Origin of the sequence: Nocardia sp. NPDC006982, assembly GCF_042869435.1 — a bacterium.
Taxonomy (GTDB): domain Bacteria; phylum Actinomycetota; class Actinomycetes; order Mycobacteriales; family Mycobacteriaceae; genus Nocardia.
This window is the reverse complement of record NZ_JBIAFV010000004.1, coordinates 622,133-648,359: the sequence shown is the minus strand read 5'-3', so window position 1 is coordinate 648,359 and position 26,227 is coordinate 622,133. Positions and strand designations below refer to the sequence as shown.

The window sequence follows — 26,227 nt, the reverse complement described above, 5'->3', positions numbered from 1 at the left end:
TCAGGCGGCAGGATCTTGGGTCGAGCGGAGATGGCCGGTGCGGCGGCCGAATCGCGCGCCGGGCGGCAGGGCGAGTTCGGTGGGCGCGGGATTGCTGGTCCGGGCCGGCGGTGCGGTTTCCGGTCGACGGGTGCGATGCACCACCACGACCAGCACCAGCGCGGCGACCAGAATGCCGTGCGAGAGCACCCGGGAGATCGGCACGACACCGGAATACAGATCACCGATGACAAAGCCGGTGAGCGCTGTCACCAGTACGCCGAGCACCGGGAGCACACCGGAGGTGGCGTACGGCCGCAGAGCGCAGTAGACGAATCCGATGCCGATCGCCAGGCTCCATGCCGTCGACTCGTTCATCAGGTGCCGAGTCATTTCGGCGCCGTGGTGATGGGTCATACCGAAGTCGAATCCGGCGAACTGACCGATTGCCAGCGCGCACTGCGCGACGCCGAGGAGGCCGAGCAGCAGCCTGGTCCAGCCGGCCCCGAAAAGTGATGTCCACCACCTCGATCTGCGCGGGCGTTGCAGGTCTGCGGCGGCGAATATGGCGTCGGTGAGGTCGGGTGCGTACGCCGAACCGCCGCGCAGCAGGCGCGAGGTTTCCACGGCGGCCGCGTACCAGGAACAGCACTGCGCGCACTGTTCCAGGTGTTCGTCGACGCGCGCCGCGGGCACGGTTTCGCGTTCGCCATCGATCCGGGCCGACAGCGCGGTCCGGCATACCTTGCACTCCACATCCAGATTGTCGTCTGTCAGAACCACAAAGTTCCCAGGGGTTGCGCACGGGTTATTCTCGAGCCCATGCCAACGCCCGCCGAGGATGACGAGACGACTCAGCTGGCACTAGCGGCGGCGCGTGGGGATCGACGAGCCCTGGAAGCTTTTATCCGAGCCACCCAGAAGGATGTCTGGCGGTTGCTGGCCCATCTCACCGAGCTGTCGCGTGCCGATGATCTGACGCAGGAGACCTATCTGCGTGCGCTGGGCAGCATCAAGCGCTTCGAGGGTCGCTCCAGCGCTCGAACCTGGTTGCTGTCCATTGCGCGTCGCGTCGTCGTCGATCAGGTGCGGATGGCCGTGGCCCGGCCGCGTATCGCGCAGGGTGTCGATTGGGTAGCGGCGGCCGACCGTCAGGTGGGTCGGCACGATGGGCTCGCCGACATTGTCGAGCTGAAGCTATTGCTAGAGGACTTGTCCGTGGAGCGGCGCGAGGCATTGGTGCTGACGCAGGTGCTCGGGTTGTCCTACGCCGAGGCAGCGGCGGTGTGCGGGTGTCCGGTGGGCACGGTGCGGTCCCGAGTAGCACGTGCCCGCGAAGACCTCGTCGCCGCAACGCGCTTCGGCAGTAAGCGCCGCGCGAGCGGTTGACGGGCTTCCGCTGGGTGCGAATCCTCAGCGAGGACTGGCTGTTTCGCGGGCGGCTGAAGACTGTGCGGCGTGATGCAGTCGGTCGTCGGTAGGCGGCCGCGCGAACGGCTGACTTCCGGCTTCCGCTGGCTACGAATCTCCACCAGGGCGCGGCTGTGTGCTGTGCGACCAAAGGCTCTGTGGCGTAACGCAATCGGATTGCCGGTAAATGGGAACGGTTGACTTCGGGTTTCCGGTCAATATGAATCCGCACGGGGAGTGGCTGTTTGGCGGGCGGCCAAAGGCTGTGCGGCGTAATGCAATCGGACAACTCCGTCATCATGGAGCTCGGCAGTGGCATTGACGCCGAAGACATTCCGCAGCAGCTCGGGGGTCATGACCTCGAGTACCGTACCCGCCGCGGCGACCGTGCCGTGATCGAGCACGACCAGCTGATCGCAGCAGCGCACGGCCAGATCCAATTCGTGCAGCACGGCCAGCGTCGTGATGCCGGTCGAGCGGACCAGGTCGAGCAGTTCGAATCGGGCGCGTACATCGAGATGGTTGGTCAGTTCGTCGAGGACGAGCAGGCGTGGTTGCTGTGCTAGCGCTCTGGCCAGCAGCACTCGCTGACGCTCGCCACCCGATAGCGAGCCGATCGAGCGTTCGGCGTAGCCGGTGACATCGGTGCGGGCCATGGCATCCGCGACCGCCGCATGATCGGCGGCGGTATCCCGGCTGAACAGTGCATGATGCGGATTACGACCGAGGCCGATCAGCTCCGCGACCGTCAATTCCGCTGCGCCCGAACCATTCTGGAGCACCGCGGCCGTGGTGCGTGCCGCCGCGCGCACCGATATCGTACTGATATCGGCGCCGTCGATCAGCACCATGCCCTGCTCGGGCCGCAGCGAGCGATAGATGGTGCGCAACAGGGTCGTCTTACCGCTCCCGTTCGGCCCCACCACCCCGACCAACGCCCCCGGCGGCGCCTGCAACGTCACCCCATCCAGCACCCGCGCGCCCCCGAATGCGATCGTCACCCCCACCACCGACAACTCGGCGATCCGGGCACCCGGTGTCTCCACTGGGTGCCCACCCGATTTATGGACGGGGTGCCCGGTCATGCGAGACCTCCCTCGCGCCGGAGTAACCAGAGGAAGAACGGCGCGCCGAAGGCGGCGGTGAAGATGCCGAGCGGGAGTTCGTTGGGGGCGTCGATGGTTCGTGACAGCAGGTCGACCAGGACCAGATATGCCGCGCCGAACAGAGCGGCAAGGGGGAGTACCCGACGGTGGTCCATGCCGAAGACCAGACGTATCAGATGCGGAATCATCAAGCCTACGAAGCTGATTCCGCCCGCGACCGCGATCAGCACGCCGGTGAGCAGCGAGGCCAGGACCAGCAAAATGATCCGGGTGGTGCGGACATCGACGCCGAGCGCGGTCGCCTGTTCATCGCCGGTGCCGAGCACATCGAGGCGTCGACCGAAGGCCAGCACAACGGCGACGACCGCGAGGACCACCAGCGTCACCGGTCCCAGTCGCGACCAGCTCGCGCCGGAGACACTGCCCATGGTCCAGAACATCACCGCGCGCAGCTCGTTCGGGGTGGCCCGCAGCTGGAGGTAGTTCGTCGCCGCCAGCAGTAGGTATCCCACGGCGACACCCGCGAGAACCAGACGGGTCGGAGCCAGGCTGCCGCGCCGCTGTCCGAGCGCGAAAACCACTGCGGCGGTGCCGATTGCGCCGGTGAACGCGGCGGCCGAAACGCCGATGCCGCCGAGTGCCGCACCTGCGGTGACGATCACGGTCACCGCGCCGAGCGAGGCGCCGGAGGACAAACCGAGCACATACGGGTCGGCAAGCGGATTGTTGACCAGCGCTTGCAGAATCACGCCGGAAATCGCCAGGCCGCAGCCGCAGAGTGCGGCGAGGATGACCCGGGGAAGACGATAGTTCCAGACGATCTGGTCAACGGTGAACCCGACATCCGGTGACTTACCGGATAAGTGGGCGAGGATGACCCGGCAGGTATCGGCGATCGAGACCGTGACCGATCCCGCACCGATGGATACCAGCATGACCACGAACAGGATTGCCACCGAGACGGCAATCGCTGAAGGCAGGGGTGTCATCGCCAGTAGCCGCCGCTGTCGAAGCGTGCTCGTCATGAGAACTGTTCGGGGTGTACCAGTCTGGCGATCTTGTCCACCGCGATGTCGTTGCTCGGTCCGAGGTAGATCGAATCCGACAGCACCGTGTAGTTGGTGTTCTTGCTCGCGGTCCACTGCGGGAACTGCTCGAGGATCCGCTTGGCCGCGCCATCGATATCGGGATTGCGGTAGTCGACCACGATGAGACCGTCGATCGGGGTGACGGCGAGCTGTTCCTTGCTGATCGTCACGAAAGTAGTTCCATCCGTCCGATTGAACGGATTCACCGCACCGGCCTGTTCGATAATGTCGTTCCAGATGCCGCCCGCGGCAATGGCCGAAAAGTCGCCTCCGTCGCCCATACCCATCCCCGGGAAGATGAGCAGCACATTCTTCTTGGGCTGTCCGGCCACCCGCACGGATGTCTCGGCGATCTTGCGCTTGGTGTCATCGATGAGCTTCGCGGCGCGACCAGGTACATCGAAAATCGTGCCGAAATCGCGCAGCATGGCGTAGCTGTCCTCGACGGTCGGCGTGCCGGTGACCGCGCCGGTCACACCGCAATTAGACCGGGGCACATAGGTATTGGCACCTGCACTGGACAGCTCGGCGCGGGTGGCGAAACCCTGATCGGCAGAGAAGCCGCCGCCTCCGGTGGAGATGACGAGATCGGGATGCTGGGCGAGCATGGCCTCGCGGGGGATGTCCTGCAGGTTGTTCGGGGCGATATCGCCGGTCGGCAGGGCGGCGATGGCATCGGCGCGGCCGGACACATCGGATGAGCCGTAGGACTGGGCATTGGTGACGACGCGGTCCGCGACACCGAGAGCGACCAGCGACGAAACCTCGCCGATGGAGCCGCCGTTCATCACCACGACCCGCTTCGGTGCCTCGGTGAAGGTATAGCTCTCACCGCAGTTCTCCACGGTGACGGGATATTTCGTGACGCCCTCGGTCGCGGCGGCAGGTGCGGTGGTCGCGGATTCGGTGACTGTGGTCGAACATCCGGTGACAGCGATGGTGCCAACGGCCATGGCCAGCAGTGCTTTGTGCTGCATGAATACTTAGTCGTACGGTGCCGCGCCTTGGTTCCCGGAAATTTTTCGCATCCGTTACCGTGTGACGCGCAGGATCCCTGTACAGACCCGGCCGACCCTGCTTGACTTGTTTGACAGGTCCGACCGGACCGCAGGAGCCAGCGCATGTCGACCCATTTCGCTTATCCGGCAGGTAGACCCGCTGACCGTGACAAAACGGAACACGGTGAGCGCGTCGATATTTCGACCGTGCCCGGAGCTCGGATCATCGAATTCACGGTGAGCCACCCGCGTGGCGATGTCACGCTGGTGGTCGTCACGGGCGAGGTCGATCTGTGGACCGCGCCGCGACTACGGGACAAACTATTGCGCGCCTTCGGTTCTCGGGGCTCGATCATGGTCGTCGACCTGTCGCCGGTCACCTTCTTCGCCGCCGCCGGACTGGCGACCCTGATCGAGGCTCAGGCGGCGGCCGAAAAGGCCGACCGCCGAATGGTTTTGATCACCACGGTGCGCTGTGTCGATCGGGCCATCGAGCTCACCGGACTCGCCACGAACTTCCGCCGCGTCGGCTCCTTGGCTGCGGCGCTCGCGGACCCTACACCGGGATGTGCCGCCCCGATGTAGGGTCCGCGTGATTCAGCGGAACCGCGCCTCTACGCGGGCACGCGCGTTCGCGATCCGTTCCTGCGCCAGCGCCGCCCGTTCCTCTGCCTTGTCGAGACGGCGCAGGGCCCGGTCGACCCGCGGCTGTGCCTTCTTCGCACGCCGCTCCGCCTTTTTGGCCAACCGTGCGCCGCGCTTCTGCGCCTTTTCCGAGATTTCGGTACCACGTACGCGTGCGGTCGAGGCGAGTTCCGGCCCGCGTTCCTTGGCGAGTTCGGCGATCTCGGCGGCGCGGTGCTGGGCCATTTCGGCGATCTCGGCACCGCGGTGCTGGGCCATTTCGGCGATCTCGGCACCGCGGTGCTGGGCTATTTCCGCGATCTCGGTGCCGCGGTGCTGGGCCATTTCGGCGAGGTGCGCGCCGCGTTCCCGTGCCGTCGCGGCGATTCCGGGCCCGCGTTCCTTGGCGAGCTCGGTGAGCTCGATGCCGCGGTGCTGGGCCTTCTCGGCCCACCGCGCGCTACGTTTCTGTGCTTTGCCCGAGAGTTCGGCGCCGCGTTCGCGTGCCGTCGAAGTGAGTTCCGGGCCGCGTTCCTTGGCGAGCTCCGCGAGGTGCACACTGCGGTCCCGCGCCGCCGCAGCGATTTCCGGTCCGCGTTCCTTGGCGAGCTCCGCGAGTTCCGCCGCCTTCTCGGCCCACTTCGCACCGCGTTCCTTGGCCAGCTCGGCCCACTCCGGACCGTGCTCCTTGACCGTCTCCGCGAGATCGGAGCCCCGCTCCTGCGCGACATCGCCGAGTTCGCGGGCCCGCACGGCGGCATCGTGCGCACGGCGGCGCAATGCGTCGCCGGTGTCCGAATCCGTTGCGGTGAACGGCAATGCGGCCGAAACCGCCGCCGTGGCATTGCTCGCGGCACGTCGGCCACGCCAGCCGAGCGACGGCTTGCCCTCGGTATCCGCGCTGGCGATCATCAGACCGCCGAGCAGACTCACATCCTTGACGAAGGCCTTGCGCTTGGCCGCCTTGCGTTCCGGATCCTTTTCCGCCCAGAAATCCTGTTCGGTGACCGTCGCGGGAATCACCGTCGCGGCCAGCGTGAGCGAGGCCAGGCGCGGAAACTTACCGAGGGCGAGCAGCACACCGGCCGAGACCTGGGTGAGCGCATTGATCCGCACGAACGTCCCGGGATCCGCTGGCAATTTCGCGGCGATATTGTCGGGCAGCGACTGCTGTCCCTGCTGGACCAGGGCCGATGCCGCTTGGGTGCGCGGCTCGGGGTGGACCAGCGCGTCGACCCCATCGGCGACGAACGCGGTCGCCAGCAGTGGTCGGGCAAATCGGCGTAGCAACATGACGTCCCTTTCCTCGATGGCTGAGGTTCGGGTAACCGCGTTCGGCGCCGTCAAACAACAAGATCAACACCCGAATCAAGGTTTGACCGGGTGTTCTGTCGCGCCGAACGGCCGTACCTCCGGACTGGACAGAAAGGTGGTGATGATGTTCGTTACGGTCTCTGGATCCTCCACCATAGGCAGGTGGCCGCATTCCGTGAGCTGAATTCGGGTGTGCGGATGCAGTGTGTCGTCGAGTCGGGCGCCGGCCCGGGCCGACAGGATGCGGTTCTGCTCGCCCCAGATGGTGCAGATCGGCGGGAATCCCGGGCCCGGGGTGAAAACATCGAGGTCGGCATAGGTCGGGAAGTCCTGCACCAGGCCGTGCAGCGCCTGCAACCGGCCCTTGTCGCCCCAGTGCGCCATAAGACGCGGCGAGTGGTGCAGATCGCGCCGCCGCCCGTTCGCGCCGAGCTGGTCGGCGACGATCCGGGAGATGACCGCATCCGGCAGCGCCACCCTGCGGGCCACCGGCGCCAGCGGGAGTCTGGCATCGACCCAGGCGAGTCCGGACTGGCGTCCGGCGCGCATGGTGTTCCAGGTCAGGGGGTTGCATAGCACAAGAGCGCGCACGTTGTCCGGATGCGTCATCGCGTAGCGCAGTGAGGTGGCGGCTCCCAGACAATTGCCGATCAGCACGACATCGGTGAGTTCCTGTTCGGCCAGGAAGGCCTCGAGCATGCGCACGTAATCGGCCAGGCGATAGCCGTCCGCGGGTTGGTCGGATTCGCCGTAACCGGGCAGATCCAGCGCGAATACCTCGTGCTCGTGCCGCAATTCGCCGACCTGATCGTCCCAGATGTGGCGCTGGGCGCCCGCATTGTGCAGCAGGATGACCGGTGCGCCGCTGCCGACGCGGTCATAGACGACATCCCGACCGCGATGCGTGAAGATCGCCACGGCGCCTCCTTGCGAGTGGATAGGCGAACACTTGTGTTCGTCAGTAACGCTTAAGGTAGCGCGGATCCGGCAGCGAAGCGAATTGCCCAGTGGGCGGTCGGTACGGCCAGGTCAGGCACCCGCCCGGAGGAAGCGACCCGTGCGGCGGACACCGAGGACCGGATCCGCCACGCCCCCGCCGAAGACGTACTCCCCGCCGACGAGCACCGCGACCACCGTCGCGTCATTGCGGTTGACCATGCGCGACAGGTTGTCGAATACAGCGATCGGTGCTTCGGCGTAGGCCTCGACGGTCTCGTCCAGATGTGCGGGATCGATGACGACCAGATCGGCGCGGTCACCGGGACGCAGATGCCCCGCGTCGATGCCGTACCAATCGGCGAGTTCACCGGTGATGCGATGCACCGCACGTTCGAGGGACAGGAACGGCCGACCGGCGCGCTCGGCGTCGTACACCCTGCGCAGGAACCGTAGCCCGAAGTTGTAGAAGGCCATATTGCGCAGATGCGCGCCCGCATCCGAGAAGCCGAGCTGCACACCGGGATCGGCGGCGAATTTGTCCAGCACCTGCGGCCGATGATTGGAAATGGTTGTGCGCCAACGCACTTTGCCACCGTATTCGACAACCAGGTCCAGGAATGCGTCCACCGGATGCAGGCCACCGCGATCCTGTCCGACCTGACCGAAGGTCTTGCCGATCACCGATGCCTCCGGACACTCCACGATTTCGGCGTCGAAGAAATCGCGATGCCACACCCGCGGCCCGAACTTCTTGTCGTAATCCTTGCGGAATCGGCGTCGATAACCTTCGTCGCGCAGTAGGTCCCGGCGCTGCTCCAGCTGGTTGGACAGGTGCAGTGCCGCCGCGCCCGAACCGAATTCCTCGAAGACCGGCAGATCGATACCGTCGGAGTAGACCTCGAACGGCACCGGCAGATGCTGCCAGCGGAAGTCGCCGCCGAGTCGATTGAGCACCCGCGCAATCAACGGAAAGATCTGGGCGACAGTGGGAATGGCCTTGATATCGGCGGCGGACAGCAGGCTGACCTTGAGTGGTTTGCGGAAGATGCCGAGGCTGCTCGCCGCCATCGCGACCAGACTCTGCGGCCGGGCCACATCCGGACCGCCCTGTAGTGCGCGGCCGCGACGGCGCAGGATCGCATTGAGCCTGCGACGTTCTCGGGTGGTCGCATAGGTCGAGGGCAGGGTGCGTGATCGGCAGATCTCACCGTCGAGCTTGTCGAAGAGCAACTGCTGGGAGGACATGCCGACAAAGCCCGCGTCCAATGCCTCGTCGAGTTTCGCGGCCATGGCGGCCAATTCGGCATCGGCCGGCCGAATCTCCTTGCGGGTGGCGCGATCCAGTCCCATCTCGGCGGCCCGGATATCGGAATGTCCGATGAAGGCGGCCAGATTCGGTCCGAGCGGGAGCGCCTCCAGCGCCTCGACATATTCGTGTGCCGAAGTCCAGGACTTGGTTTCGGCAATCGCCTCGATGACGTGTTTGCGCGGAATGGCCTCCACCCGGCCGAATAGATCACCGGCGTCCGACGCATCGACGTGCACCGTCGACAACGAGCACGACCCGAGCAGCACGGTGGTGATGCCGTGTCGAATGGATTCGGCCAGCGCCGGGCTCTGCAGCACCTCGACGTCGTAGTGGGTGTGGATATCGATCATACCGGGAATCACCCACTTCCCGGCGGCATCGATGACGTGCGGGCAGTCGGCCTCGTCGAGCGGTTCGGCCGAAACCGCGGCTATAGAACCTTCCCGGATCCCGAGATGGCGGACGGCCGACGGCGAGCCGGTGCCGTCGAACCACCGTCCGCCTTTGATGATCGTGTCGTACATGGCTTCACTCCGCGCCGGGATCGGACAGGGTTTCGGCGATCCCGGCGCGCACGACCTTGCCGGTCGCATTGCGGGTCAGCGGCGTTGTGGTGATCCGCCACTTCGCGGGCACCTTGTAGTACGCGATGCGCTGCTTCGCGAATTCGGCCAGCTCCTGTTCGGTTGTGGCGGAAGCATTCTCGACGACCACCAGTGCCGCGATCACCTGGCCGAGATCGTCGTCGGGCAGCCCGACGACGGCTGATTCGCGCACCGCGGGATGTTCGTCCAGGCACTGCTCGACCTCGGTCGGGTAGACATTCTCGCCACCGCGCAGGATGAGATCCGAACGCCTGCCGGACAATCGGAGTCGGCCCTGCTCGAGGACACCGATATCGCCGGTGCGCAACCAGCGCTCGGACGTGATGGCGGCTGCGGTCGCGGCCTCGTCCGCCCAATAGCCGAGCATCACATAGGGGCCGCGCACCCAGATCTCACCCTCGACGCCCTCGCCGACGGGTTCGCCGAGCGCATCGCGGATCTGCAGGTCGACCCCGATCACCGGGCGGCCGACGGTATCCGGGAAGGCGGCGAGTTCGGCCGGTGCGGCGATGGTCGCCGCGGTACTGCATTCGGTCATGCCGTAGCTGGTCACCAACGCGGTCTTGGCAACCGGAAGCTGTTCGCGCAGTTGCTGTTGCAGTGCGGCCGAGGACGGCGCCGAGTTGAGCGAGAAGGCGGCCAGTGAGGTCAGATCGTACTTCGACAGATCCACTTCGAGCAGGCGACTCGCCATGGTCGGCATCGCACCCCAGTTGCTGATCCGTTCCCGTTCGATCAGCCGCAGTATCCGCTCGGCATCGAAGGCGCCCTGGTAGATGACGGCGGTATCGCCGGTCGCCATGCGCGGCAGCACCAGATTGTGCAGGCTGGCGATGTGGAACAGCGGGGAGGTGAGCAGGAAGCGGCGGCCCTTCGGACTGCCGTCGTCGACACCACCCTGGAAGGCCGCGGCGAGTGCGTCGTTGAAACGGTGATAGTCGATGACCGCCACCAGGTTTCGATGCGAATGCACCGCGCCCTTGGGGCGGCCGCTGGTGCCGCTGGTGTAGAGGATGACCGCGGGATCGTCCTCGTCCACCGGAGTATGCGGTAGCTCGCCGTCGCCGAATTCGGCGATCAGTGCGGGCAGGTCGTGCTCCATGGTGAGCACGGGGATCCGAACGTCCAGCTGCGCCACCTGAGCCGCGCGTTTCGCATCGACGATCAGGACCTTCGGGCTGGTGTGCTCGAGGCCGTAGGCGATTTCGCGCGGCATCCACCAGGCGTTGTAGCCGACCGCGATCGCACCGAGTGTCTGTGCGGCCCAGAACGTCACCACCCATTCGGGAGTGTTGGCCGCGAGAATGCCGATCCGGTCGCCTTTTTCGACGCCGTACCGGTCCCGCAGCGCACGAGCCAGCGCGCCGACGGCCACCGCATGCCCGGCATAGGACATCCGCCGATCCTCGGTGACCAGGTAGTCGCGATCACCCAGGGCGACCGAGGCCGCGAGCACTTCGCGCAACGAGTGCACCCGGTCCTTGATCACCGGAATCGGCGCGCCGAGTACATCTTCGACCGCCATCTCGAATGGTCCGCCTGGACCTGTTAGCCGGGCAACGGCCTGCGCGGCCAATTCCTGTGGATCGAAAGACTTTGTCATAGAAGGCACTTCCTTGTGGGTTCAGGGCACCAGTACGGCGCGGCCGGTGATGAGCCCGCGCTCCAGTCGGTCGAGGGCTGCGCGACCGTCCGCCAGATCGAAGCGTTCGGTTTCGACGGTCAGCCGACCCGACTGGGCCAGGGCAACGGAGTTGATCAGGTCGGATTTGGTGCCGCCGTAGGACTTTCGGATCGAAGCGCCCCACGGCCAGCCCGGACCGCCCGCCGGTCCAGCCGTAATTTCCGGTGCGCCACCGCCGAGCCCGATCATGCGGTACGCGCCATTGGGGGCAACAGATTCCACCGCCAGCCTGGCGGTCGCATCGACACCGACGAAGTCGAAGACCGCATCGGCACCACGACCATCGGTGCGATCCAAGATTTCGCGCGCGGTATCGGCGCCGGAGAGCAGACCCTCGGCCGCACCGCAGCGAGCGGCCAGGGCGAGTTTGTCCTCGCTCACGTCAACGGCGATCACCTGCGTCGCGCTGGTCGCGGTGAGTATCTGCACCGCGACATGGCCGAGTCCACCGATGCCGATGACCACCGCGACCGAACCGGGGTACAACTGCTCGCGCGCGCCGTCGATGGCGTGATAGCTGGACAGCGCCGCATCGGCCAGCGGCGCGGCCTGCAGGAAATCCAGCTCGCCGACGGGCACGAAAGAGCTTGCGGGGATGCGGATGTACTCGGCCATACCGCCGTCCGGACCGAGTCCGGGACACGGCGGCATGGCGGTGCGCCCGGCGGCGAGGCACACATTCTCATTGCCGCCCACACACTCTCGGCAGACGCCGCACGACCAGCACAGATAGACAATGCCGCGCTCACCGACCACCCGACCGTCGATATCACTGCCGACCGCCTCGATGGTGCCCGCCACCTCGTGTCCGAGCGTCAGCGGATCCTCGCGCATCTTGAACGGAATATGCAGCACATGCAGATCGGAATGGCAGATGCCTGCCGCACCGACGCGCAGCAGCAGATCCGTCGGCCCGATCGCCGGCACCGCGACCTTGCGCAGTTCGAGCACACCGGGTTCGGTGAGCTGCAGTGCCCGCATCATCCGCGCACCACCGAAAATACCGCGCGCAGATAGGCATTCGCACGATCGGAGCCGATGAGTCCCGGCGCCATCTTGTTCATGGTGTAGGCGAAGGTGACTCGATGATCGAGATCGTTGACCACGATGGCGCCGCCGAATCCGGCCCACCAGCAGACCTTCCCGTCGGGCACCTCCGGCGCGGTCTGCGACTGGGGAAGTCCGTAACCGAGGCCGAAGCGCAACGGCAGCAACAGCGCCAGATCCGCGCCGTCGGACTGCTGTTCGAAGATCAGATCGATTGTCTTCTCCGACAACAACCTTCGGCCGCGCAGCTCGCCACCGCAGGCGACCAGCGACTGCACCGCCGCCACCGAATGCGCATTACCGTGTCCGTTCACCGCGCCGATCTCGGCCTTGCGCCATGCGGCACTATTGGCCTCCGGAATATCGAGCAGGGGACTGGTGAGCGTCTTGACCAGGATGCTGTCCTGATCGAGCGTGGCCATATCGAATTCCAGCAGCGGCGGCGGGACGAGTGGTGCGATGCGGTGATGATTTTCCGGCGCGGTGCCGATATGGAAATCGGCATCGAGCGGTCCGGCGAGTTCGTCGGCGAAGAACTGGCCGAGGGTTCGGCCCGTAATTCGACGGATCACTTCGCCGACCAGATGCCCGTAGTTCAGTGCGTGATAGCCCGATGCGGTGCCCGGTTCCCACCACGGCGGCTGGGTCGCGAGCCGCGCGCTCGCCGCCTCGGCGTCGTAGATATCGGCCAGCTCGATCGGCCGCTCCCACCCCGAGACTCCGGATGTGTGGCCGAGTAGATGGCGAATCTCGATATCGCCCTTGCCGTTCGCGGCGAATTCCGGCCAGTAGTGTGCGACCTTCTGTTGCACATCCAGCTCGCCCCGGTCCACCAGCAGCAGCGCCGACAGCGCGGTCATGGTCTTGCTGATGGAGAAGACGTTGACCAGGGTGTCCTCGGTCCAGGGCACGGTCCGCTCGAGATCGCGGTGCCCGCCCCAGATATCGACGACCGGTTCGCCGTCGACGGTCACGCAGATCGATGCGCCGAGCTCCTCACCCGAAGCGATCTGGTCGGCCAATTCTTTTCGCACACCCGCGAATTCGCCGGTACAGAATCCTGATGTCGTCATCGCGGCGCCCTCACGCGTTCTCGAGCGCCCTGGCGGGCACCGGCAATGCATTGCCGGCGGCAGCGGCTCGCTTTGCGCCCCTTGCCATTTCCCGATTCATATCGCGCACATAGGGCTCGAACTCCACCTGGATCGTATGCCGGGGCGAGTTGTAATACCGTCCGGTGCGACGCTGTTCGGCCGCCGCGATCTCGGCAGTCATCTCCGTCTCCGACGGCGGCAGGTACTTGCCGGTCAGATAGGCCGCGACCAACTTGCTCTGCTGCTCGGCGAAATTCACCAGTGTCGGCAGCGGTTGGGCCAGACCGAGGTAGAACAGATTGTCCACACCCGGCTTGATCATCTGTTTGAACAGCGGGATGCGATTCTGCTCGTCCGGCACCAGCTTCGGATCGGAGAAGAACGGAAAGCTGATGTGATAGCCGGTGGCACAGACGATTACGTCCACTTCTTCCGTGCTGCCGTCGGCAAAGCGCACTTGCGGCCCCTCCAGGGCGGTTATGGCCGGCTTGAAGGCGATATCGCCGCAGCCCGCGCGATGCAGGAACTCTTCACTCGCCGACGGATGTGCCTCGAACGGTTTGTGATCCGGTTTCGGCAGTCCGTAGAACTCCATATCGCCGCGGAACTTGCGCACAAAGCGCTGCTTGAGCTTCAGGCTGACCTTGCGCGGAATCCAGGGCGGCACACTCTGTTTGTCGCCGACCTTCCCGTTCACGTATTTCGGCAGCACCCAGACCCCGCGCCGCGCGGAAACGGTGAGCTTTTCGGCGACGAAGCGCTGGGACAGTTCCGAGGCGATATCCAGACCGGAGTTGCCCATGCCGACCACCACGACCTTCTTACCGCGCATATCCACCGGATCGAACGGATCGTTGTAGGCGTGACTGTGCAGCAGCACGCCGTCGAATTCACCCGGATAGTCCGGAACGCGCGGATCCCAGTGGTGGCCATTGCAGACGATCAGCGCGTCGTAGGCCCGGGTGCGGCCATCGCTCGCGGTGACCAGCCAGCTGCCGTCGTCCTGCCGCTCCGCCGCGGTGACCTTGGTATTGAACAGGATCCTGTCGCGGAAGCCGAAATGGTCCACGTAATCCTTGAAGTACTGGAACAGCTGCGAATGGTGCGGGAAGTCCGGCCATTCCTCGGGCGCCGGATAATCCTCGAAGGCGAGCCGGAACTTGCTGGTGTCGATATGCAGCGACTGGTAACAGGCCGACATCCCATTGGGATTCTTGAAATACCAATTGCCGCCGACCTCATCGCTCGCCTCGAAGACCTCGAAGGGAATTTCGAAGTCCTGCAGGCGTTTTGCGGCGGTGATTCCGGAGGGGCCCGCGCCGATGACGCATACCCGGGGCAGATTGCTGTGAGTCAATTCCGTAGTCCTCGTCCGAAGGATTGCCGTCACGTGGGCGGCACCGGATCCGGTGCGGCGAACCATCCCGCGCCGCCTGCGGCACGTGGAGTGACGTAGGCAACAAATTAGCACTGGCTAGACTTGGTGTCTAGTGAATGACATGATGTCTACCATGCCGACCAAATCGAACCCGCCCGGACTGAGCCTGCGCGACGAACAGAAGCTGCAGACCCGCGCCAGACTGATGGACGGCGCCAAGGCGCTGTTCACCGAACGGGGTTACGCGGCGGTCCGGGTGGACGACATCGCCGCCGCCGTCGGCTGCAGCCGCGCCACCTTCTACCTGCACTTCAGCAGCAAGCTGGAGATCCTGCGCGCCATCGCCGAACAGAGCACCGCGCCGACCGCACTGCACTTCTACGAGGATCTGGACCGGGTACTCGACACCGGCTCCCGCGCGGAATTCGTGGACTGGGTGACTCGCGCCATCGCCTGGTTCCACGAATACAAGGACCTGCTGCCCGCCTGGGACGAGGCGACCGCACTGGAGCCGGAATTCCGCGAAATCGCCAGTCGCGGCATCCTGGCCCTGCCCAATGCCATGACCTCCTACCTCGCCCGCTGGCCCGAGGACCGTCGCGACGAGGCGCGCCTACGCGTGGAACTCCTTGTCGCCCAACTGGAACGCTTCTTCACCCGCTGGGCCATGCAGGGCACCATCGATGTCACCGCCGACCAGGCCGCCGAAGTCCTCACCGACATCTGGTTTCCGGCCCTGCAAGCCCCCGCCTAGCGGCGGCCGCGGTAGGTGCGGCGAAGGTCCTGGGTCCAGAGGTCCGGGATTTCCCAAGGGATGAAGTGGCCGCCCTTGTCGTGGGCGGTCAGGTTGACGAGGTTGTACCAAGGGCCGCGGTCGCTGGCGCGGAAGTGCTCGACGCGGTCGGCGGTGGTGACGCCGGGGGGATTCTCGTAGCCGACGAAGGTAATGCCGGTGGGGGCCTCGATAACGGGGTCGCGATCGTGGGACGGTGTCCAGGGGTACCGGTTGTTATTCGCGTAGGTGCGGATCGAGGTGCCGATGGAATTGGTGACCCAGAAGATCATCGCGTGGGTGAGAAGTTCATCCTTGCTGAAGACGGTTTCGATATCGCCGCCGTTGTCGCTCCATGCCATCCAGCGCTGGAGTATCCAGGCGAGCATGCCCGCGGGTGAATCGGAGAGGCCGAAGGCCAGGGTGCTCGGTTCGAGGACGTGCGCCGCGAGGTGGACGCCGAAACGGTGCTCCAGCTCGATGATTCGGTCGTAGACATCCTTGGGCAGGCCGTCCGGAATGGGACGCCCGCCGGTCAGGTCCCAGCCTCGGTCACCGTTGAACAGCGTCAGCTTCTGGCCCGAACCGATGTGGATGGCGTACAGCTCATCGGCGTATTTGTGGCCGAGCTGACCGGTGACCAACGCGCCGACATCGCACCCTGCTGCGGCGTATTTCGGGTAGCCGAGCGTTTCGGTCATAAAGGTGTGCCAGAGGTCGGCGACCTTCCAGAAGTTCATATCCGGATGCTTCGACAGCGGACCGGAGAAGCCGAAACCGGGGAAAGACGGCACGATCACATCGAAGGCGTCGGCGGGGTCGCCACCGTACGCACCGGGATCGGCGAGCGGATCGATGACCTTGGACCAGTGCCAGAACGTCCACGGCCAGCCGTGGGTGAGGATCAGCGGTATCGGATTCGGGCCGACACCGGGCTTGCGCAGGAAATGCACCGGAACGCCATCGACGTCGACGAGGTAGTTGTCATAGGCGTTGATCGCGGCTTCGGCCTCGCGCCAGTCGTATTCGTGCTGCCAGTACTCGACGAGTTCTTGCAGGTAGCCGCGGTCTACGCCGTAGTAGCGGTCGTCATTGCCCACATCGTCGGGCCAGCGCGTCAGCGCGAGCCGCTGCCGCAGATCGGCGAGCACCGCATCGGGTACCTGAATCGGTGTCGGCTGGAGCGGGAACGGGTCGGCGTGGCTCAAAGATCTCTCCTGCAACCGCTTCGCGAATCTCGGATGCCTCGACCGTAGCACTGGCGAAATCGCGAGCCCGAGTCATGCCTCGGGAGGGGAATCCTCCTCCCCGGCAGGCGCGTCCGCCTTGGTCGGCACCGCGACCGGCCGCAACAACACCCAGACCAGGAAGGCGAGCGCCACCGCTCCCATCCCGAGGCCGGCCCAGAGATTCACATTCACTCCGCCGGTCTTGGCTTCCTCGGCCCCGGTGTCATGAACCAGTCCGGTCACAACCAAAACGACGGCATAACTGCCCAGCAGCGCGCCGACAATGGTGCGGATATCGAAAAGCATCGACCGGCCTCCTTATCCGACAATGATATTCAGGACGATGACCAGCACCAGCGCAATCCCCGCCAGCAGCACCGGCCGCTGATACCAGGGCAGATGCGCCTCGTCCGGATCGTGCCGCAGTTCCTTCGGCGTCTCCGAGTACACCAGCCCGACCAGTTCGGCATCCGGCTTCGACTGCGTCACCTGGGTAACCGCCACGCTGACCACGATATCCACGACGAACGCCACCCCGGCCGCGACGAAACTCGAACCCTGGCCGGACAATTCGAAGACGCCGGACTTGTGCAGGATGAAAACCACAATGGCCGAGGCGGTTCCGAAGACCAGCCCCATCCAGCCCGCCGTCGGCGTCATCCGCTTCCAGAACATACCGAGAATGAACGTCGCAAACAGCGGAGCGTTGAAGAAGCTGAACAGCGTCTGCAGATAATCCATCATATTGCTGAAATTGCCTGCGATGAACGCGGTTCCGATCGCCGCGACAGTCGCGCCGACCGTGGCCAGTCGACCGACGTTCAGGTAGTACCCGTCCGGCCGATCCCGCCGCACATACTGCTGCCACAGGTCATAGCTGAACACCGTATTGAAGGCGGAGATATTGGCCGCCATACCCGCCATGAATGCCGCAAGCAATCCGGCGAGCCCGACGCCGAGCAGCCCGTTGGGCAGCACATCCTTCATCAGATACAGCAGCGCCTGGTTATAGGTGGCATCACCGGAGTAGTTCGAACCTGCCGTCTCCGCCGCCTTGTACTCGCTCATCTGCGGTACCAGCACCGCGCTGATCATGCCGGGAATCACCACGATCAACGGAATGAACATCTTCGGATACGCGCCGATGATCGGGGTGCGCCGCGCGGCCGAAATCGAGTGCGTCGCCAGTGCGCGCTGCACCTCGACGAAGTTGGTGGTCCAGTAGCCGAACGAGAGCACGAATCCGAGGCCGAAGACGATGCCGACCACCGAAAGGAAGTTATTGGAAAAACCGCTGAGCGCATTGCCCGGCCAGGATTCCAACTGCGCGCCACCGCCGGGTGAAGCGGTCACCTTGTCCCGCAGCCCATCCCAGCCACCGGCCTTGTGCAGACCGACCAGCGTCAGCGGCAAGAGCGCGGCGACGATCACGAAGAATTGCAACACCTCGTTGTAGATCGCCGCGGACAATCCGCCGAGGGTGATATAGGAGAGCACGATCACCGCGGCGACGATCACCGACACCCACAGCGGCCAGCCCAGCAGCACATTCAGAATCGAACCGAGCAGATACAGATTCACCCCGGCAATGAGCACCTGCGCGACCGCGAAGCTCAACGCGTTCACCAGATGTGCGCCGGTGCCGAAGCGCCGCCGCATGAATTCCGGCACACTGCGCACCTTGGAGCCGTAATAGAACGGCATCATCACCACGCCGAGGAACAGCATGGCAGGCACCGCGCCGATCCAGAAGTAGTGGAAGGTGGGGAAGCCGTATTCGGCGCCGTTGGCCGACATGCCCATGATCTCGACCGCGCCCAGATTGGCGGAGATGAAGGCGAGACCGGTCACCCAGGCGGGCAGCGATCGTCCGGACAGGAAGAAGTCGATACTCGACGAGACCCGCTGCCTGGCCAGCAGGCCGATACCGATCACGAAGACGAAATACAGCGCTACCAGCGCATAGTCGACGGGCTGCGCGTCCAGGCGCAGTGTCGTCTCGGCTTGTACCGAGACGGCGTCCAGCGCCGGTGTGAAAACGGTCGAATCGGCAAGCGGCACAGCGTCGTCCCTCCAGGCGATGAAACCGGACGTCTCGCGTTCTACTGTGCGTGATTGTGCCGCACGCGCGTGGCACATTCACGCACAAAAGTTGGACGATTGCTCAAGCGATGCGGTGCGCACCCGCACCGGGTACGACCACGAAAGTGCGCGGTGTCTCGAAACCCGATCGCGCGAACCGATCTCGCACCGCGTCCGCGACGGCTGCGGTGTCGTCCCGATCGACCAGCGCGATCACGCTGCCGCCGAACCCGCCGCCGACCATGCGCGCGCCGTGCGCCCCGGCCTCGAGCGCGGCGGATACCGCGGCGTCCAGTGCCGGTGTCGAAACCTCGAAATCATCGCGCAGCGACTCGTGCGCCGCAGTCAGGATCGGCCCGATCTCGCGCGGATCCGCACCACCTCGCAACTTTTCGGCAATCGTGAGCACTCGCGCATTCTCGGTTACCACATGTCGTGCCCGCCGGCGCAATACCGCATCGCCGATGCGGTCCACAGCCGCCGGTGATTCGATATCACGCAGCGCGGGTACGTCGAGTGCCGCGGCGGCCGCCTCGCATTGGGCGCGCCGCCGCGCGTAACCACCGTCGATCAGCGCGTGCGGCTGTCCGGTATCGATCACCAACAGCTCCAGCCCGAATCGATCGAGATCGAACGGAATCTGTTCGTGCGCGACACCGTCGTGCGCGACCAACCGCCGCACATCCAGGAACAACGCATGCCCCGCCGTGCACAGAATCGATGCGGACTGATCGAGCAGTCCGGTCGGCACCCCGGCGTAGTCGTTCTCGGCGGCGCGGGCCAGGTCGATCAACTCCCGATCGGTGACGGTGGGCGCGAACAGATCTCGCAGCGCGACCGCCACCGCACACGACAGTGCCGCCGAGGACGACAATCCGGCGCCGATCGGCACCGCACCGTCCAACTCCAGGTCGATGCCGTCGCGGGCATATCCGCGCCGGGCGAATTCGGACACGACGCCCAGCGGATACCGCGACCATCCGGGCACCCGATCCCGTTCGGCGGCAAGCTCGCTCACCGCGACCAGCACCGTCTCACCCGGTCGCTGGCGCGAGGCCACCCGGACCCGGCCGTCGGTTCGCGCTTCCGCCCGACACTCGACTACCAGCGGCAATGCGATGGGCAGCACGAAACCGTCGTTGTAATCGGTGTGTTCACCGATGATGTTGACCCGCCCCGGCGCCACCCACTTCGGCACGAATTCCTCGCTTCGTCGCATTGCCAGTGCCCACGCATGTCATCCCAGCGACCCTGGGCACCACACCCTACGAGACACGCCTCCGGAGCACGTCTTTCACCCCGCTCGGATGCGTGATCGATCGTCTTGACGCACAGTCGGTTTTGACGCAATACCGGCCTAAAAAATCCGGCCGATGGTTACGGGAGGGCATTATGATTCAGACAACCCCACGCGGCGGCCTACTCGGGCTGCAGTGGATCGATCGACTACTCCCGCCCATGGGCAGGCCGGACCGCGGCGATCAGCGTGACTCCGGAGCTCCACTGACGATCGAGATCGGCGCGGCGACGGGGGTCGGCCCGACAGCTATGTCGGCCTTCGATGCGGCACTGCGTGACCTGGGAGTAGGTGATGCCAACTTGATCCGCCTGTCATCGGTCATTCCACCGCGCGCCGTTCTGGTCCGAAACGGTCGCGTCCGCAAGCCGATTCCCTGGGGCGATCGGCTCTACTGCGTGTACGCCGCGCAGCATGCGAATACGGCGGGCGAGCGCGCGGGCGCGGGCATCGGCTGGGTACTGCGCGACGACGGTTCCGGCGCCGGACTTTTCGTCGAGCACGAGGCCGAGACGGCCGCGCAGGTCGCGACGCTGATTCGCGCGAGTTTGACCGATATGACCCGCAACCGGCCGCAACGTTTCGGCCCGATTCAACTCTGCACCACCGAGGCCCGCTCCGATGGCACGCCGACCTGCGCGCTGGTGCTCGCGGCGTACCACACGACACCGTGGGGTCGACAATGACAGCATCGCGCAGCGATTCCATGAGGGGTGGTGGTCGGGCGACGGGTGGGCTGCCTGAGCTGAAGGTAACGATCGAATCGACCATTCCGGACGACCGGATCGACATGTTCCACCTGCTGTACGAGGAGGCCTTCGGACCCCTGCGTACCAAGGCCATTGCCAGGCAGGTCCTGCATCGATCGGAATTCCGCGAGGAGATGATCGACCCACGGGTCGCCAAACACGTCGCGCGCACCGCGACCGGCGAACCCATCGGCGTGACGACGCTGACCAAACATCTAGAGACCGTCCCGTGGATCAGTCCGGAGTATTTCGCCGCCCGTTATCCCGAATATGCGGCGCGCGATGCGATCTACTACGCGGGTTTCACCCTTGTTGCGCCAAGTGCCCGACAAGGGGCGGCGTTTCATGCCATGATCAAATCAGTTGTCCAGGTATTGGTGGCCGAGCGCGCGGCGGTCGGTTGGGACATCTGCTCGTATAACAACACTCGGTTTTCCTTCGCCGACAGCATTCGAGCGGTGCTCGATGAGCAAGAGGCGAACGTCGAAGTCGCGGTGGAGGATTCACAGACCTACTACGCGGCGCGGTTCACTGGGGATGGAGCGACCAAGGGGGGCTGATGACCGTCCGCGAAGAGCAGCCGACCATCGTTCGGCACCGCCTCGAAATGCGGTGGTGCACAGTACTTCTCGCGCTGACAGCAATCGGTCTCGCGGTGCTGCTCTGCATCGACGTCCGGCCGTTGTCGCTACTTACCATGGCCGCCGTGGTGCTCGGCGCGCTCACCATGATCTATATCGGCCTGCGGCGATATCGTCCCGCGCGGCCGGTGCCCTGGTATCTGCTCTCGGCCTCGGCCGTGCTGTTCGCGGTGGGTACGGCCATCCGCGAGGTAGACGGCCACGCGCTGCACCCGGTCGACGACCTGTTCACTCTCGCAGGCTATTTCGGCACCGGGGTGGCCGCGGCGCTGTGGTTGCGCCCGCGCCAGGCCCGGCCCAACTACGATCTGCTGCTCGACTCGGCGCTCATCGGACTCGGCGCACTGCTGGCCTCGTGGACGTTTCTGATCTCACCGATCCTGCAGTCGCACGAGACCACCGCGAACACTGTGGTGGCCGCGACCTATCCGGTGCTCGATGCCCTGCTGCTGACCCTGGTCGCGCATTCGATGGCGACCGCGACCCGTTCGGAGACCTCGCTGCGTCTGCTGCACGTCGGGTTGATCGCGGTGCTGATCGGCGATTTCGGGTACAGCCTCGACGCCGTCGGTCGCGCACCCGTCGCTCACGAGTTGCTGCTGGTGCCGCTGCTGGTGGCCTATCCGATCGTCGGTGCCGCCGCGCTGCATCCGACCATGGCGAGTCTCGGTGCGCCACGGCACATCCACCCGCACCACTCGCGGCAGCGGGCCAGCTTCATCGCCGTCGCGTTGATCGTGGCCTCGCTGATTCCGGTGGTCGGCTCCATTCTGGACACCCTCGATCGGGTGGTGGTCTCGTCACTGTGCGCGCTGCTGCTCATCGGCGTGCTGGTGCGCAGCGAGCGCGCGATTGTCCGCAGTGCGCGCAGTGAACGGCGTGCGCAGTACCAGGCCGATCACGACATGCTCACCGGCTTGCTGAACCGGTCCGCGCTGCTGCGCGCGCTGAATCGCAATCAGGAGCACTGGATCGAGCAGCCGGTGTGTCTGCTGTTCATCGATCTCGACGGCTTCAAGATGGTCAATGACAGCTACGGCCACGCGGTCGGCGACGAGCTGATCGCCAATGCGGCATCCCGGATCCGGCACATCATCCGGCGCGACGACGTGGTGGCCCGTTACGGCGGCGACGAATTCGTGGTGCTCGCACCGCTGGATCGACAGGAGGCCGCCATGCTCGCGGAGCGACTACTCGGCGCCTTCGTTCGGCCGTTCGAGCTGAGCGCGGGCGAAATTCCGATCACCGCAAGCGTCGGCCTGGCCTGCGGCAGCCCACGCAGCTCCGACGACACCATCTACGACCTCATCCGGGACGCGGATTCGGCGATGTACCACGCGAAGGAGTACTCGCTCGGCTACGCCTTCCACGACGATCTGCGCCACGGTGCGGAACCGCGACACAACACCGCCGACTCGGGACGCCGGATCTGGCGCCCGAGCGGCCGCTCCCATAACGCCAACGGTAAATCCGCCAGCACCGCGGTCTAGTCCGAGAGCTCGTCGAGCAGTCGCCGGGCTTCCTCTAACTCGGCCTGTAACTGCTGCACCTTGGACTCCTGGACCACCCGGGCCGCCTCCAGGATTCCGGCAACCACCTCGGCCACCTCCGGATGCAACACCTTGGCCGCCTGCGCCACCGCGGAGCTGGTCACCGGCAGACCGCGCACGGACTTCTTCTTGCCGCTGACAACATCGACCGACCATTCGCCGTCCGCGGTACCGGTGAGCGTCACCGTGACCTCCGGCGCCTTCGCCTTGCTCCGCGCGGCGGTCGTGGCCTTCGCCGCGGGCTTGGCCGCGCCTGCGGGTGTCGCGGGTTTGGCCGGTTCCGCCACGGCGGCAGCGGGTTTCGGGGCCGGGGCGGGCGGGGTCGGGCTCAGGGCCGGCCGGGGGGCCGGTGTCGCGGTGCTCGTCAAGGTCGACGGCTGGGTCACAGTGGATTCCTTCCTGGTTGTCGACTTCGGCTGGGCAGGGCTTGTGGTTGCCGCCTTATCCCGTGGCGGCTTGGTCAACGTGACTTCGGTCGGAGAAAAGGACAGTACATCCTTCGATCCGGTCGGCTTGACCCGCAGGAAGTCACTTTCGGATCGATCACCGATCTCGACCACCTTGCCGGACCGTCCCTCCGGCACGCCCACCGCGGCCGCGGTGAACCACACCATCGGCGGGCGGCCGCCGGCGATGTCCGTGGCGATCTGCTGAATCTCAGTGTCCGACAACGGCTGTGGTTTCGTTCGTGGGGACGGCATGGTGAACTCCGAGCGGTATTCGTGGATGGCTGCGTGCACAGATGATGCCGCACACCACCGACAGATACACAGGCCACCACCGAATCCACCCAGGATCAGCCAAAACTCCAAACCCCAGCGAACACGCAGCAATCGTCCTGACTGTTGGTTATTTTGAGGGTGGGGTGAAGGGCTGGTTGACGGTGGTGAGGTACTGGAGTGAGGCGCCGATGGCGACCGGGGCGGTCACGAGGATCTGGCCTGCGAGTACGCCTAGTGCGCCGATGGCGACGATGCCGCCCAGGCAGCCGACGGCGGCGGCGGGGATGAACGGACCGAATAGGCCGACGATGGTGGCCGAGGCGACGGTTGCACCGGCGATACCGCCGAGTACGCAGCCGATTGCGCCGCCGCCGATACCGCCGACCAGGGTGCCGATGGTGGCGCCCATGCCGATGGTGCTGGTCATGCGGGACCAGGCGGCCTGTTCGCGATCATATTCGGTCTTCCAGGGCGCCTTGTCCTCATACGGCAGTGCGACCGGCTTGTAGGTCGCGCGCGCGATGTCGAGCTGCGGCGTGAGAGTTGCTGTGTTATCGGCGATTTCGGCTGCGACCGGGAATTCGAATTCGTCGACCCGGAAGGTGAGCGGCGTGCCCGCGACGGTTGTTCCGTTGGCGGCCTTGACCTTCAGCGCGCCCTCCTCGACGACCAGCGAACCGGAATCGGTGGTGATGATCGACTGGGTGTCGGTGGCCTGGGCGGTGAAGTTGATCGGGTCGGCGGCCTCGATCGGTTCCGCGGAGCCCGCGCCAGCGGCGATCCCCACCGCGGTCGTCATGAACGCGGCGGCCAAGGCGAAATTATTGATCTTCATGAGATGGTGAATCCTGTCTGTTCGAGGCATGGCGATACAACGGCCGTACCTCTGACCTTCGGTAGGTCGAATTGGTAACTGCCGGAGCCCCTCACGCCCCGGCAGTCCCAGTTGCTGCGTCCCGCGCGCTCTCGCCCGCCGCGCATGACCTGGCGGCGTGATGACACGTGCGCGGCACGTGAATCGGTGTGCGGGAACACCCCGCGGTACTAGGCGGTGGCGCGCTTGCCCACAACCAGGCCCACGATGATGTCGACGCCGAGGAACGCCACCAGGCTCAGCCCGACCAGCGGTACGAACCAGCCGACAACCAGCGCGGCCGCCACGATGGGCACCGCGAGCCACGGCGAGGTCTGGCGCAATGCGCCGCGACGTGGTGCGCGTCCGATGGCGAACCGCGAAGCACCGCGGGTCGGCCGCCGCTTCCACCACATCAGGTAGCCGAGCACGAGCACGACGATCAGCCCGATCATCACCGCGAGCAGCAGCAACTGGTTGAGCAGCCCGAACATCAGGCCCATGTGGAATTGGATGCCCCAGTTGGTGAGCTTGGCCATGATCGGCCAGTCGGCGTAGGCGAGCTTGTCGGTGACCGTGCCGGTTGCGCCGTCCACGGCGACCGCATCGACGGTGTAGGTGCCGGGCATGCGCCGTTCCTTCACCGCGAATGCGGCGCCGGGTTTGGCCGGAATGGCGATCTCGGAACCCTGGGTGACGCCATTGGCGCGGGCCGCCGCATAAACCCCGTCGAGCTGAGCGATCCGGGTCGGGACAGCGACCGGCGCGGACGTATGGCCGCCGCCGTGGTGCTCGCCGCCGGCGTGTTCCTGCGTGGCCGCACCCGGCAGTGCGGTGCTCACGGCAGGTGTGGTCCAGCTGAGCTGCTCGCGCAGTTCGGTGATGTTCTCACCGGCATAGGTCGACCAGGTCATCCCGGTCGCCGACAGCAGCAGGATCACCGGCATGATCCAAATGCCAACGGCCCCATGCCAATTCATCGAACGACCGCGGCCCTTTTGGGAACCGTCCGGTGTCAGCAGCCAGGCGGCGGAGTTGCGGTTGCGGCGTCCGCGCACCCGACGGATCCACAGCACCAGCCCGGCCAGCGCCACGACCCACAGCCAAGAGGCGGCGAGTTCGCTGTAGATGCGTCCCGGCTCGCCCAGGTGCAGATCCCGATGCAGCCTATCGATCCAAGTGCGCATCGGAAGCGCACCCGAACTGCCGTAGACCACATCGCTGCCGACCGGCTGCGCGGTATACGGATTCACGAAGACCGCACGCCGTTCGGACTCGCCGAGCGACGGATCGTCGAACAGTACGCGGGTGGTGTCGTCGGCCTCGGGTGCCGGCGCCACCGCGACCAGCTGCAGATTCGGCTGGGTGGCGACGGCCGCGGTGACCTGTTCGGACAGCGGCCGCATCTCGCCGTTCGCCTCGACCTGCAACAGGTCGTGCGAGGTAATCGATTCCAGGGTCGGGGAGATGGCGTAGAGCGCTCCGGTGACCGCGGCGATCAGGATGAAGGGTGCGACGAAGATGCCCGCATAGAAATGCAACCGCATCGCGAGTGGATAGAGGCCGTTGCGCGACCGTATTTCCTTTGCCGGAGCCGACGATTCGGCATCCGGCGGACTGGTGTCCGTAATGCTCATGGTTATTCGTTTCTGGAGTTCGGAAGAACCCGGGAATTGTCGGGCGCGCGACAACGTGATTCGCGAGAAATTCGCATGACACTGCGAAATCTCACCAGCTGTTGCGCGAAACGACGACGC

Annotated in this window: 24 protein-coding genes; 6 read left to right on the top strand and 18 right to left on the bottom strand. The window is 65.5% G+C overall.

Features of this window, described 5'->3' with window-relative positions:
- Positions 1-735 (bottom strand): DUF2275 domain-containing protein, encoded by a 735-nt coding sequence (locus ACFYOW_RS19995; RefSeq protein ID WP_387289860.1) that lies wholly within the window; start codon positions 733-735, stop codon positions 1-3.
- 66 nt (positions 736-801) lie between these two features.
- On the opposite strand from ACFYOW_RS19995, the gene sigC reads away from it, so the two are divergent.
- Positions 802-1,368, top strand: coding sequence for an RNA polymerase sigma factor SigC (gene sigC / locus ACFYOW_RS19990; RefSeq protein WP_387289858.1), 567 nt, complete (start codon positions 802-804; stop codon positions 1,366-1,368).
- 236 nt (positions 1,369-1,604) lie between these two features.
- On the opposite strand, the gene ACFYOW_RS19985 is transcribed toward sigC, so the two are convergent.
- Genes ACFYOW_RS19985 through ACFYOW_RS19975 form a run of 3 tightly spaced genes read right to left on the bottom strand, consistent with a single transcriptional unit; the run spans position 1,605 to position 4,560 of the window.
- Positions 1,605-2,474, bottom strand: a complete 870-nt coding sequence (locus tag ACFYOW_RS19985; RefSeq protein WP_387289856.1) for an ABC transporter ATP-binding protein — start codon at positions 2,472-2,474, stop codon at positions 1,605-1,607.
- On the bottom strand, positions 2,471-3,520 hold the full coding sequence (locus tag ACFYOW_RS19980; RefSeq protein ID WP_387289854.1) for a FecCD family ABC transporter permease: 1,050 nt from the start codon (positions 3,518-3,520) through the stop codon (positions 2,471-2,473). Before ACFYOW_RS19980 ends, ACFYOW_RS19985 begins: the two co-directional genes overlap by 4 nt.
- Positions 3,517-4,560 (bottom strand): ABC transporter substrate-binding protein, encoded by a 1,044-nt coding sequence (locus ACFYOW_RS19975; protein WP_387289852.1) that lies wholly within the window; start codon positions 4,558-4,560, stop codon positions 3,517-3,519. Before ACFYOW_RS19975 ends, ACFYOW_RS19980 begins: the two co-directional genes overlap by 4 nt.
- Positions 4,561-4,704: 144 nt before the next feature.
- Here ACFYOW_RS19975 and ACFYOW_RS19970 point away from each other — a divergent pair, with 144 nt between their 5' ends.
- Entirely contained in the window at positions 4,705-5,166 is a 462-nt protein-coding gene (locus ACFYOW_RS19970; RefSeq protein ID WP_387289850.1) for an STAS domain-containing protein, read from the top strand.
- A 12-nt stretch (positions 5,167-5,178) separates the two neighbouring features.
- Here the strand turns inward: ACFYOW_RS19970 and ACFYOW_RS19965 are convergent, their stop codons facing one another.
- From ACFYOW_RS19965 to ACFYOW_RS19935, 7 genes are all read right to left on the bottom strand, one after another.
- Positions 5,179-6,498, bottom strand: coding sequence for a DoxX family membrane protein (locus ACFYOW_RS19965; RefSeq protein ID WP_387289848.1), 1,320 nt, complete (start codon positions 6,496-6,498; stop codon positions 5,179-5,181).
- Positions 6,499-6,573: 75 nt separating this feature from the next.
- Positions 6,574-7,437 (bottom strand): alpha/beta fold hydrolase, encoded by an 864-nt coding sequence (locus tag ACFYOW_RS19960; protein ID WP_387289846.1) that lies wholly within the window; start codon positions 7,435-7,437, stop codon positions 6,574-6,576.
- Positions 7,438-7,548: 111 nt separating this feature from the next.
- Positions 7,549-9,291, bottom strand: coding sequence for an amidohydrolase family protein (locus ACFYOW_RS19955; RefSeq protein ID WP_387289843.1), 1,743 nt, complete (start codon positions 9,289-9,291; stop codon positions 7,549-7,551).
- Positions 9,292-9,295: 4 nt separating this feature from the next.
- A complete protein-coding gene (locus tag ACFYOW_RS19950) occupies positions 9,296-10,975 on the bottom strand; it encodes a class I adenylate-forming enzyme family protein (RefSeq protein WP_387289842.1) in 1,680 nt (559 codons plus the stop codon).
- Positions 10,976-10,996: 21 nt separating this feature from the next.
- Positions 10,997-12,037: an NAD(P)-dependent alcohol dehydrogenase gene (locus tag ACFYOW_RS19945; protein WP_387290091.1), complete on the bottom strand. Its 1,041-nt coding sequence runs from the start codon at positions 12,035-12,037 to the stop codon at positions 10,997-10,999.
- Positions 12,037-13,176 (bottom strand): serine hydrolase domain-containing protein, encoded by a 1,140-nt coding sequence (locus ACFYOW_RS19940; RefSeq protein ID WP_387289840.1) that lies wholly within the window; start codon positions 13,174-13,176, stop codon positions 12,037-12,039. The genes ACFYOW_RS19945 and ACFYOW_RS19940 overlap by 1 nt, the downstream gene beginning before the upstream one ends.
- A 10-nt stretch (positions 13,177-13,186) precedes the next feature.
- Entirely contained in the window at positions 13,187-14,554 is a 1,368-nt protein-coding gene (locus ACFYOW_RS19935; protein ID WP_387289838.1) for a flavin-containing monooxygenase, read from the bottom strand.
- A 154-nt stretch (positions 14,555-14,708) separates the two neighbouring features.
- On the opposite strand from ACFYOW_RS19935, the gene ACFYOW_RS19930 reads away from it, so the two are divergent.
- Positions 14,709-15,329, top strand: a complete 621-nt coding sequence (locus ACFYOW_RS19930; protein WP_387289836.1) for a TetR/AcrR family transcriptional regulator — start codon at positions 14,709-14,711, stop codon at positions 15,327-15,329.
- Here ACFYOW_RS19930 and ACFYOW_RS19925 read toward each other — a convergent pair.
- From ACFYOW_RS19925 to galK, 4 genes are all read right to left on the bottom strand, one after another.
- On the bottom strand, positions 15,326-16,555 hold the full coding sequence (locus ACFYOW_RS19925; RefSeq protein ID WP_387289834.1) for an epoxide hydrolase family protein: 1,230 nt from the start codon (positions 16,553-16,555) through the stop codon (positions 15,326-15,328). The genes ACFYOW_RS19930 and ACFYOW_RS19925 overlap by 4 nt on opposite strands.
- 72 nt (positions 16,556-16,627) lie before the next feature.
- The gene (locus tag ACFYOW_RS19920; protein ID WP_387289832.1) at positions 16,628-16,882 is read right to left on the bottom strand and encodes a hypothetical protein; all 255 of its coding nucleotides are present in this window, start codon (positions 16,880-16,882) and stop codon (positions 16,628-16,630) included.
- Positions 16,883-16,894: 12 nt separating this feature from the next.
- Positions 16,895-18,601 carry a sodium:solute symporter family protein gene (locus ACFYOW_RS19915; RefSeq protein ID WP_387290089.1) on the bottom strand — a complete coding sequence of 569 codons (1,707 nt, stop codon included), beginning with the start codon at positions 18,599-18,601 and terminating at the stop codon, positions 16,895-16,897.
- Between the two features lie 139 nt (positions 18,602-18,740).
- A complete protein-coding gene (gene galK / locus ACFYOW_RS19910) occupies positions 18,741-19,877 on the bottom strand; it encodes a galactokinase (RefSeq protein ID WP_387289830.1) in 1,137 nt (378 codons plus the stop codon).
- A 173-nt stretch (positions 19,878-20,050) separates the two neighbouring features.
- On the opposite strand from galK, the gene ACFYOW_RS19905 reads away from it, so the two are divergent.
- From ACFYOW_RS19905 to ACFYOW_RS19895, 3 genes are read left to right on the top strand one after another with little or no spacing between them, the layout of a single operon-like run.
- A complete protein-coding gene (locus ACFYOW_RS19905) occupies positions 20,051-20,641 on the top strand; it encodes a pyruvoyl-dependent arginine decarboxylase (RefSeq protein ID WP_387289827.1) in 591 nt (196 codons plus the stop codon).
- A complete protein-coding gene (locus ACFYOW_RS19900; protein ID WP_387289825.1) occupies positions 20,638-21,264 on the top strand; it encodes a hypothetical protein in 627 nt (208 codons plus the stop codon). The genes ACFYOW_RS19905 and ACFYOW_RS19900 overlap by 4 nt, the downstream gene beginning before the upstream one ends.
- Positions 21,264-22,835, top strand: a complete 1,572-nt coding sequence (locus tag ACFYOW_RS19895; protein WP_387289823.1) for a diguanylate cyclase domain-containing protein — start codon at positions 21,264-21,266, stop codon at positions 22,833-22,835. Before ACFYOW_RS19900 ends, ACFYOW_RS19895 begins: the two co-directional genes overlap by 1 nt.
- Here ACFYOW_RS19895 and ACFYOW_RS19890 read toward each other — a convergent pair.
- The 3 genes from ACFYOW_RS19890 to ACFYOW_RS19880 form a co-directional block, all read right to left on the bottom strand.
- Entirely contained in the window at positions 22,832-23,566 is a 735-nt protein-coding gene (locus ACFYOW_RS19890; RefSeq protein ID WP_387289821.1) for a DUF6319 family protein, read from the bottom strand. The genes ACFYOW_RS19895 and ACFYOW_RS19890 overlap by 4 nt on opposite strands.
- A 178-nt stretch (positions 23,567-23,744) precedes the next feature.
- Positions 23,745-24,452, bottom strand: a complete 708-nt coding sequence (locus tag ACFYOW_RS19885) for a hypothetical protein (RefSeq protein WP_387289818.1) — start codon at positions 24,450-24,452, stop codon at positions 23,745-23,747.
- Positions 24,453-24,661: 209 nt separating this feature from the next.
- A complete protein-coding gene (locus ACFYOW_RS19880) occupies positions 24,662-26,107 on the bottom strand; it encodes a PepSY-associated TM helix domain-containing protein (RefSeq protein WP_387289816.1) in 1,446 nt (481 codons plus the stop codon).
- Positions 26,108-26,227 lie beyond the last annotated feature (120 nt).